Annotated in this window: 7 protein-coding genes; 6 read left to right on the forward strand and 1 reads right to left on the reverse strand. The window is 35.8% G+C overall.

The window, feature by feature from the left end; genetic code table 11:
- Positions 1–865: 865 nt before the first annotated feature.
- On the reverse strand, positions 866–1,309 hold the full coding sequence (locus B3C18_RS05335) for a hypothetical protein (RefSeq protein ID WP_291143547.1): 444 nt from the start codon (positions 1,307–1,309) through the stop codon (positions 866–868).
- A gap of 446 nt (positions 1,310–1,755) precedes the next feature.
- On the opposite strand from B3C18_RS05335, the gene B3C18_RS05340 reads away from it, so the two are divergent.
- The 6 genes from B3C18_RS05340 to B3C18_RS05365 all read left to right on the forward strand — a co-directional run bounded on the left by B3C18_RS05340 (position 1,756) and on the right by B3C18_RS05365 (position 9,409).
- Positions 1,756–2,052, forward strand: coding sequence for a hypothetical protein (locus B3C18_RS05340; RefSeq protein ID WP_291143550.1), 297 nt, complete (start codon positions 1,756–1,758; stop codon positions 2,050–2,052).
- A gap of 92 nt (positions 2,053–2,144) precedes the next feature.
- Complete coding sequence (locus tag B3C18_RS05345; protein ID WP_291143553.1) at positions 2,145–6,485, forward strand: CusA/CzcA family heavy metal efflux RND transporter; 4,341 nt, start codon at positions 2,145–2,147, stop codon at positions 6,483–6,485.
- A gap of 7 nt (positions 6,486–6,492) precedes the next feature.
- The gene (locus tag B3C18_RS05350) at positions 6,493–7,620 is read left to right on the forward strand and encodes an efflux RND transporter periplasmic adaptor subunit (protein ID WP_291143556.1); all 1,128 of its coding nucleotides are present in this window, start codon (positions 6,493–6,495) and stop codon (positions 7,618–7,620) included.
- A gap of 27 nt (positions 7,621–7,647) precedes the next feature.
- Complete coding sequence (locus B3C18_RS05355; protein ID WP_291143559.1) at positions 7,648–8,085, forward strand: hypothetical protein; 438 nt, start codon at positions 7,648–7,650, stop codon at positions 8,083–8,085.
- A gap of 225 nt (positions 8,086–8,310) precedes the next feature.
- The gene (locus tag B3C18_RS05360; RefSeq protein WP_291143563.1) at positions 8,311–8,709 is read left to right on the forward strand and encodes a hypothetical protein; all 399 of its coding nucleotides are present in this window, start codon (positions 8,311–8,313) and stop codon (positions 8,707–8,709) included.
- A gap of 10 nt (positions 8,710–8,719) precedes the next feature.
- A complete protein-coding gene (locus B3C18_RS05365) occupies positions 8,720–9,409 on the forward strand; it encodes a VIT1/CCC1 transporter family protein (protein WP_291143565.1) in 690 nt (229 codons plus the stop codon).
- Positions 9,410–9,530: the final 121 nt, after the last annotated feature.

Raw genomic sequence — 9,530 nt, forward strand, 5'->3', positions numbered from 1 at the left:
TCTTGGCATTAGCTGCGGACCTAATCCCTTTTATGCCACAAAAAATTAAGGCCGTTTTTTTTTTAAAATTTAAGTAAACAAATTAAAATTTTTCAAATCCCATTTTGGTACAAAATTATATACAAACTAAATACATTTTTACTTCAATCCCCAACGGGACATCCAAACCAAATTCATAAAGCCAATGGAAGACAGCTACTACCAGTAGTAAGCCAATCTCTTTAAATCTTCCATAAATTTTGTTGAAATTTGTCCCGTAGAGGTCACAAACAAGCCAAAAGGCGCCAATTGAAGACAATTGGTGCCTTTTTTATATAACCTTTCTAATTTTTATTAGTATAAAGAGCTGAAATATAATTTGTTTTATTATATCAGTATAAAAGCTGAGTGTACAGCAAAGCTGAAAGACAAGTCGCTGTGTTGAATAGAAAGACATCAATTGGGTTTGAATGTACATCTCTCCAACACAAAAAACAGGGCTCTTTGGCAGCCCTTAGCCCCGATAGCAGTGAAATCCTTTTATGCCGGGGTTCGGCATAAAAGATTGGAACGGATAGCGGGAAAAAGCTCCTAAAAAATAATATTATATACAATTGACCCGAGGCTGGGCACAAAAGATTGCTTCGCCAGTTCGCTTCGCTCGGGTGAAGCGGAAATCCTTTTTGGCGGGGTTCGCCGCAAAGATTCAAGCGTATAGCGGGAAAAACTCCTAAAAAATAATTAATATAATAGTGTCTTTTTACAAAATTACCGATTCATTCTGATTTCCATCTTTTTTAATCCATACAGAATCTTATGTGATCTAAGTAAGCTGATGTGCTAAAAAATATTCTATAATATAAACCGTAAATTGATTTTTTTTGATTTAATTTATATTCTCTTCTTTCACCTGTTTATAAACTTCAATTTTTCCTATTACGTCAAAATCCAAAGTATAATTAATAGGGAATTCATAATTTTCATCCATCAAGATTATCATTTCAGCCTGGTGAATCGAATTACCCAAATTCAACTTTGGATTTTTGGATAAAATAAGATAATAGGGCAATGCACTTTGAGATAATTCATTATTGATCAGCATAGCAAAACCTTCTTTTGTGGTTTCTTCAACAAAATAAGAACCGGGAAAGTTAGGTTGATTCTTAGCTATAAAACGCTTAAATAGTTCAAGATCTGATTTATTAAAAGAAAGCGCTTGTAAATTTAAATTGCTAAACGTATCAAGTTTAAACCATTTAATATTTACAATTAACTTTTTAGAATCTAAGTTGTATTTAAAATAGGCCAGCTGCGTATTTATAGTATACATGGATAATATTTCTAATTAAATTACTACAGGATAAGTTTATTGGTAATGCTATGTAATTGGGCATGTAATCTTGTAAAAGCTGATAAATAAAAAATAAGGCATTTTTTTAACAGTTGTTTTTATGCAACGGCTAATTTAGTGTGAATTGAAATAAAAAAACAATCAAATTTAACATTTAGAACCATTCTAATGAGTAAGAAAAAACTTAATGATAAGTCTTTATTTATCTTTCTGCTTATAATAGTTTTTTTACTCCTACTAGCACACCTAAAAATGTCCTAAATGTACACACATACTATTTACAACATTTCTAAACAAGTAGTTACCTGAAATATCATAAGAATATTAGTTATCTTTGAATTGTGAAAAAATACCTTTCCATATTATTTTTATCGGTCTACCTGCTTTCTATAACGCAGTTGGTAGAATTTATAAAGCTGCCTATAATGGTAGAACATTATGTGGAACATAAAGAACAAAATCCTGCCTTAACAATTCTTGAGTTTTTATGCATTCATTATCAGGGACCAGATGTATATGATGCCGATTATGCTAAGGATATGAAGTTACCTTTTAAATCACACACCAATATCAGTTCTGTTGTATTTTATCCTTTAATACAAGAATACAAAACCATACAAAAAGTGAATTTTACGTATAAAAAACAAAATTTATATACGTATTCTTTTGCCTATTCTTCCATTTCACTTTCGTCTATCTGGCAGCCACCCAGAAACTGTTAATCGTTTTTTATTGGCTTAAAACTTTCACGTCAAATGGCGCGTGTTTTTGCTATTCCTTATTTTTTTATAACGACGATTAACAAAACAAACTTATGCTTACTAAAATAATTGAGTTTTCCGTAAGGAATAAACTCATTGTAGGGCTTTTTATAATTGCCCTTATTGGCTATGGATCCTATGAGGCCACTCGCCTGCCTATTGATGCAGTTCCGGATATCACAAACAACCAGGTACAAATTATAACCATAGCCCCTTCATTTGGAGCCACTGATATTGAACGCCTGGTCACTTTTCCTATAGAACAGGCCAATAGCAACATCTCCGGTATGAAAGAGATTCGCAGCTTTTCCAGATTTGGACTCTCTCTGGTCACTATTGTTTTTGATGATGATGTTGATGTCTACTGGGCCAGACAACAAGTTGCCGAACGCTTGCAGCAGGTACAAAATGAGATTCCGCAAGGCATAGGTACACCTACACTCGGGCCAATATCTACAGGACTTGGCGAAATTTACCAATATGTGGTGAAACCCAAAAAAGGGTATGAACAAAAATTCAATGTAACGGACTTAAGAACGATTCAGGACTGGATTGTAAGACGACAACTACTAGGTGTTAAAGGAGTGGCCGAAGTGAGCAGTTTTGGCGGTAAACTCAAGCAATATGAAATCAGCATTAGTCCTGATAAACTCAATGCTTACGGGATTACCATTAATGATGTTTTTGCAGCGGTTCAAAACAACAATCAAAATACAGGTGGTTCGTATATAGAAAAAGGACCAACCGTGCTTTATATCCGCAGTGAGGGCCTTATTGGCAATATTGCCGATATAGAGAATATCGCCATTGCCAATAAAAACAATGACACTCCGTTGTTTATAAGAGATGTAGCTCAGGTAAAAACCGGTTTTGCCACACGGTACGGGGCAATGTGTTATAACGATCAAGGCGAAGTTTCCGGAGCAATTGTCATGATGCTTAAAGGGGCCAATAGTAGTGAGGTGATTAAAAATGTAAAAGAAAAAATTACCCAAATACAAAAAACACTTCCTGTGGGCGTTGAAATTGAACCTTTTCTGGACCGAACAAAAATGGTCAATAATGCCATTGGTACAGTGGAGAAAAACTTACTCGAAGGTGCTTTAATTGTGGTGTTTGTTTTGGTACTCTTTCTGGGGAATTTTAGGGCAGGTTTACTCGTTGCATCGGTAATTCCCCTGGCCATGCTCTTTGCTATCTGCATGATGAATCTCTTTGGGGTAAGCGGGAATTTAATGAGTCTTGGAGCGCTGGATTTTGGATTAATTGTAGACGGTGCCGTAATTATTGTTGAAGCCATCATGCATCATCTCTCCAGTAATAAGGCCTATAAGGAACATGCCTCACTTACTGCTGATCAAATGGATAAAACCGTTACAAGTTCAGCCAGTAAAATGATGAACAGTGCCGTATTTGGACAAATCATCATATTGATCGTTTACCTGCCTATTTTTACGCTGCAGGGAATCGAAGGCAAAATGTTTAAGCCTATGGCACAAACAGTTGCTTTTGCTCTGCTGGGGGCTTTTATTTTGTCTCTGACTTATATTCCGATGATGAGTGCTTTTTTTCTAAGCAAAAAAACAAAACACAAAGAGAATCTTTCAGACCGGGTAATGAAACGCCTTGAAAACAGCTATCAAAATACCCTAAAAAAGATACTTCGTTTTCCAAAAGCCGTATTAGGTTCTGTCCTACTGCTTTTTGTATTGGCTGTTATAACACTTACTACTTTGGGAGGCGAATTTATACCCGCTCTTGAAGAAGGTGATTTTGCAGTAGACACGCGAGTGCTTACCGGCAGTAACTTAAATACCACTATAGAAAGCACCCAGAAAGCGGCGCATATACTCAAGAGCCAATTTCCGGAAGTATTAAAAGTAGTGACCAAAATAGGCAGCGGGGAAGTTCCTACAGATCCAATGCCAATGGAAGCCAGTGATATGATGGTGATTTTAAAAGATAAAAAAGAATGGACTTCTGCTAAAACTTTTAATGAATTATCGGCTAAAATGAGCAAAGCCCTGGATGATGTTCCAGGAATCACGACAGGATTTCAATTTCCGGTACAAATGCGTTTTAACGAACTTATGACGGGAGCCCGACAAGATGTTGTGCTCAAAATATTTGGAGAAAACCTGGATACATTAGCCCTGACGGCAAACAAACTGGGCAAAATTATTAGCAAGGTAGACGGCACTGCCAATTTATTTATAGAACCCGTTGGCGGTATGCCACAAGTAATTATATCCTATAACCGGCCAGCAATTGCCCAACATAATTTATCAATAGCTCATATTAATAAGGTTATTAATACTGCTTTTGCAGGACAAAGCACAGGCTTGGTGTTTGAACAGGAAAAAAGGTTTGATCTGGTGGTACGCCTGAAGGCCAATGAGAGAAAAGATATCCAGAATATTCGAAATCTGCTGATCCCATCATCAAACGGAAGTCAGATTCCTTTATCGCAACTTGCTACTGTAGAAATTAAAAATGGTCCCAATCAAATACAGCGTGAGGACACAAAACGCAGAATTGTAGTAGGTTTTAACGTAAAAGGCAGAGATGTACAAAGTATCGTAAATGAATTACAAGCCAAAGTACACAAAGAACTAAAATTGCCTACCGGATATTATGTTACTTATGGCGGTGCATTCGAGAATTTAAATCAGGCCAAAGACCGCCTTATGATTGCCGTTCCTGTTTCACTGGTACTTATTTTTATTTTACTCTTCTTTGCGTTCAATTCCGTTAAGCATGGACTGCTTATTTATACCGCAATTCCGTTATCGGCAATTGGAGGAATATTCTTCCTGGCCTTACGTGGTATGCCTTTTAGCATTAGTGCCGGTGTTGGTTTTATTGCTTTGTTTGGAGTAGCCGTTTTAAACGGAATTGTATTAATAGCTGAATTTAACCGACTTAAAAATAACGGAATGAAAAATCTCGCCCAAATTGTTTTAACAGGAACAAAATCAAGACTTCGTCCTGTATTAATGACAGCTTTTGTCGCTTCGCTGGGCTTTTTGCCAATGGCTTTAAGCAACGGCGCAGGTGCAGAGGTACAACGCCCTCTGGCAACAGTGGTAATAGGCGGTTTGTTAGTCGCTACGTTTTTGACCTTATTTGTATTGCCCCTGCTCTATATCTTGTTTGAAAAAGGCTTTAAAATAAAAAGTTTAACTCAAAAAGCAGCGTTTGTTCTGATTTTCTTTTCTGTTTTTTCAGCTGTAAATGCGCAGGAAAAAATAAGTCTTGAGACAGCATTAAAAATGGCAACAGAGAAAAACAATAGTATAAAAAACGAAAAACTTAGAACGGCTTACACGCAGGCGCTCATTAAATCCGGAGCTGATATTCCTAAAACAACCGTTTTTGCAGAAGCAGGACAAATAAACAGTGCTTATGATGATACCCGCTTTGGGATTTCACAGACTATTGCCTTTCCTACGATATATAAAAAACAAAAACAGCTGTTATCAGAACAATGGAAAACTTCGGCATTAAATACTTCATTAAAGGAGCAGGAAATTAAAAAGACCGTAACAGAAGTTTTTTATACCTTTCTATATTATAAAGAAAAAGAAAAACTGCTGCAAGAGGCCGATACCCTTTTCAATGATTTTTATGCCAAAGCAAACCTTCGATTGCAAAAAGGAGAAAGCAATATTCTGGAAAAAACCACTTCCGAAAACCAAAGGGCTGCCATTGCGATACAATTGATGCAGCTAGAGCAAGAGATGCAGACCACCTTATTAGAGCTTCAGGTGCTTTTGAATTCAGAAATGCCTCTTGTTCCTGTAGAAAAAAGCTATAAATGTCCTCTTGTTCCCATGAATAATGGAATTGAGAATAATATCCTTTTAAAACTCGCGCAGCAGCAAAAGAATAATGCTGCAGCACAAACGCAATTAGAAAAGTCAAAATATTTGCCGGATCTCACTATTGGCTACTTTAACAATAGTTTTAAAGGCATAGGACCTGACAATAACTATTATGACGGAAGCAATCGCTTTAGCTCAGTACAGGCCGGACTGGGAATCCCTATTTTTTCAGGAAGCCAAAGTGCCAAAATAAAAGCATCTAAGGTTGGAGAAAGTATTGCAGAAAATGAATATCAAATGCAATTGCAGCTTTTACAGAATCGATATAAACAATTAATGGCTGCTCATAAAAGCAATACCGAAATAACGCAATATTTTGAAGACTCAGGCTTAACAAATGCCACACTGATTAAAGAAACAGCTAATAAACAATTTAGTAACGGTGAAATTAATTTCCTGGATTTTGTAATGGTAATCCATCAGGCCATTAACATACAAAGCAATTATTTAGAAGCTGTAAGAGCACTAAACCAGAGCAGTATCGAACTTAATTTTATTACTTCAAATTAACAATTAAATGAAAAATATATCCTTGTTTATAAGCATGCTTTTTATACTAAACGCATGCAAAAACACGACCGAAGAACAGGCCGTAACAGAAAAACCTGTGAACGAAAATAGTGTAATACTTACTGATGCGCAATTCAAAAATGCAAATATCAAAACTGCCCAATTAACACAGAAAAATATTGCTACGGTTATAAAATTAAACGGAAAAATAGATGTTCCGCCACAAAATTTAGTATCTGTAAATGCTCCGCTTGGAGGATATTTGATAAACAGTAAGCTCTTACCCGGAATGCAGGTAAAAAAAGGTGAAGTCATTGCTACTTTGCAAGATCAGCAATATGTTCAGCTACAGCAAGATTATCTTATGGCAAAATCCAAACTGCATTTTGCAGAGTTGGAATTCACACGCCAAAAAGATCTTAATGAGTCTAAAGCCAGCAGTGATAAAGTAACACAACTAGCAGAATCTGAAGTAAGTAATCTTCGTATAACAGTAAACGCTCTATCAGAAAAACTCAAACTGATTAATATCAATCCGAATCATTTGTCAGCCAATAAAATTTCTAAAAGTATCAGCATTTTGAGTACCATAACGGGTTTTGTCAGCAAGGTCAACATTAATATAGGGAAATATATCGCTCCGGGTGAAGTAATGTTTGAGCTTATAGATCCAAGTGATATTCACTTAAACCTTAATGTTTATGATACCAATATTGCAGAGCTTGCTATAGGGCAAAAAGTGATTGCCTACAGTAATGCAGCGCCCAATAAAAAGTACGAATGCAAAATCATACTTATCAATAAAGACATTAACTCTAACGGAAACACAGAGGTACATTGCCATTTTGTAAAGTATGACAAATACCTTTTACCGGGTATGTACATGAATGCCGAAATAGAAACAACATCGGGCTTAGCCAATGCATTACCTGAATTAAGTATTGTAACCTTTGAGAGTAAAGACTATGTTTTTACCCAAACCGGAAAGCAACAATATGAAATGACAGAAGTTACCGTGGGAGCCAAAGAAAACGGCTATTTGGAGATTTTAAACCCTGAAAAGTTCAAAAATAAAAAAATTGTTACCAATGGAGCTTACACCCTACTAATGAAAATGAAAAATAAAGAGGAATAAAAAATTAATAATTTAAAACAAAACATTATGAACGGAGCACATTATCACTTAGTATTGAACCACTTGCCTATTATCATACCCGTTGTAGGTTTATTGGTACTCATTGGCGGATTTATAGTAAAATCTGAAATTGTAAAAAGAACGGCTTACTGTATTTTTATACTGGGAGCAATAACGGCATTTGCGGCAATAGCAACAGGCGATGGCGCCGAGGACGTGGTAAAGCAAATTGACGGAATCTCTAAAAGTTTAATCCATGAACATGAAGAAAAAGCAGAAGTATTTGCTTTACTATCTTATGTATTGGGTTTAAGTTCGATAGTCGCTTTATGGAGCAATTGGAAAAAGAAATCCTATGCTAATTATATTGCTTTGGCTATACTGGTATACTGTCTGGCTGTTTTATACTTTGGTCAGCAAACAGGCACTACAGGGGGAGAAATCAGGCATTCTGAAATCAGGTAATGTACTTTGATCATCTCATTTAAAAAGCTGTTTAAAAAAAATATAATCCGCAGTGGTCTCAAAAATTTCTACTGTGGATATCGTTAATAAAACAGCTTTAAAAAGTTTCATTGAAACACTAACCAAAAATTGTATACTAAAATTTAGAATCATTCTCCAGGTATTAACATATTATTTTACAACAGGTTACTGTAATTTTACAATAAAAACACAAACATTTTTAATATGGGTGTAATTCTCAATGAGGCAAAGTTTCATACTATGCTGGAAGAAATAGATTTAGATATTAATAAACTTAACGACCAAAAAATAATAGCCTTTTTCGAATTTTTAGGATTGAAATACCGTGAGGATATCCCTAAGAATTTTCTTGATTGGGAAAATATACTTGTTGTAGTGCCAAATCGCGAAATGTTAAATGAGATTAAGAAATATAAGGATTCAATATCCCGAATTTCATTTGTTACAAACACAAATGCAAAGCAGATTCATATTTATGATATCAATGACTGTAAAAGTGCTACACAAAATAAAACATCGTTACAAATAAGACAGTTTCTAAAAACTAATTTTGGAGGTGTTGAAAAAATATCTAAAAGTCCGGACTGGATTAAACTAAAATAAATTACGAATTATGGAGACTGAAGTTCATTATATCAATAGAAGCGGGTGGCTCAGGGCAGCTGTCCTGGGGGCAAACGACGGAATCTTATCCACTACCAGTTTAGCCATTGGTGTTGCGGCGGCGAGTGTAACAAGAGAACCTATTTTGCTTGCGGCAGTAGCAGGTTTAGTAGCAGGTGCGCTTTCTATGGCGGCAGGCGAATATGTATCGGTAAGTTCCCAGTCTGATGTAGAAACTGCAGATTTGAAAAGAGAAAAAATCGCTCTTGAAACCTTACCTGAAGAGGAACTGGAAGAATTAACGGATATTTATATTCAAAGAGGATTAAATAAAGAACTAGCCAGACAGGTTGCTGTCGAATTAACGGCTCATGATGCACTTGAAGCCCATGCGCGGGATGAACTCGGAATTAATGAAATCACACAGGCCAACCCGCTTACAGCAGCTTTTGCATCGGCCATATCCTTTATCATTGGAGGTTTATTGCCTCTTTTGGTGGCTATTTTTGCTCCTATCAAAGAAATGGTTTTTTATCAATATGGCTTCTCCATACTCTTTTTGGCATTATCGGGAATACTTGCCGCTAAAGCAGGAGGTTCCCATACTTTTAAAGCTGTGATGCGTATCTGCATCTGGGGTACTTTTGCCATGGCAATGTCAGCACTCGTGGGTTATCTTTTTGGCGTGCAGACTGCTTAGAAAATAGTTTTTTTGATTTAAAATTTAATCTAATCTTAAGCAAGTAAAAAAAATAAGATACCCAACAATTCGTTATTTCATATATACCTAAAAACAAATCCGTAAAATGAAACTAATTACA

Origin of the sequence: Flavobacterium sp. UBA7680, assembly GCF_002482975.1 — a bacterium.
Classification (GTDB): Bacteria; Bacteroidota; Bacteroidia; order Flavobacteriales; family Flavobacteriaceae; genus Flavobacterium.